Here is a 1070-nt window from a genome sequence, read left to right as displayed (position 1 = left end):
TCACGGATGGCGAAGCGCAGCTTCTCTTCCATCGCGATCGGGGCGATCAGCTCCACGGTGAACGACACGTTGTCGCCCGGCATCACCATCTCGGTGCCTTCGGCCAGCGTCACCGTCCCGGTCACGTCCGTCGTGCGGAAGTAGAACTGCGGACGGTAGTTGGCGAAGAACGGCGTGTGACGGCCACCCTCTTCCTTGGTCAGGATGTAGGCTTCGGCCTCGAACTTGGTGTGCGGCTTAACCGAACCCGGCTTGCAGAGAACCTGGCCACGCTCCACGCCTTCACGGTCGATGCCGCGGAGCAGCGCGCCGATGTTGTCGCCGGCCTCACCACGATCCAGCAGCTTGCGGAACATTTCCACGCCCGTGCAGGTCGTCTTCTTGGTGTCGCGGATGCCCACGATCTCCAGTTCGTCGCCCACGTTCACAACGCCACGCTCGACGCGGCCGGTCACAACCGTGCCGCGGCCGGAGATCGAGAACACGTCCTCGATCGGCATCAGGAACGGCTGGTCGACCGGACGGTCCGGGGTCGGGATGAACTCGTCGACGGCCGCGATCAGCTCGCGGATCGAGTTCTCGCCGATCTCGGGGTCGGTGCCGTTCATCGCGGCCAGAGCCGAGCCCTTGATGATCGGGATGTCGTCGCCCGGGAAGTCGTAGGAGGAGAGCAGCTCGCGGATCTCCATCTCGACGAGCTCCAGCAGCTCCTCGTCATCGACCTGGTCGACCTTGTTCATGTAAACGACCAGCGCCGGCACGCCGACCTGACGGGCCAGCAGGATGTGCTCGCGGGTCTGCGGCATCGGGCCGTCGGCGGCCGAACACACAAGGATCGCACCGTCCATCTGGGCGGCACCGGTGATCATGTTCTTCACGTAGTCGGCGTGGCCGGGGCAGTCGACGTGCGCATAGTGACGCGCGTCGGATTCGTACTCGACGTGCGCCGTCGAGATCGTGATGCCGCGGGCCTTCTCTTCCGGCGCGCCGTCGATCTGGTCGTAGGCCTTGAAGTCGCCGAAGTATTTCGTAATCGCAGCCGTCAGCGTCGTCTTGCCGTGGTCAACGTG

General features: G+C 64.8%; 1 protein-coding gene. It reads right to left on the bottom strand.

The window, feature by feature from the left end:
* On the bottom strand, nt 1–1070 hold a 1070-nt coding region (gene tuf / locus ACFQ2S_RS24670; protein ID WP_386079396.1), incomplete at both ends, for an elongation factor Tu.

The organism is Tropicimonas aquimaris (assembly GCF_042676185.1).
In the GTDB taxonomy this organism is placed as follows: Bacteria; Pseudomonadota; Alphaproteobacteria; order Rhodobacterales; family Rhodobacteraceae; genus Tropicimonas; species Tropicimonas aquimaris.
This window is presented reverse-complemented; position numbering and strand designations above follow the sequence as displayed.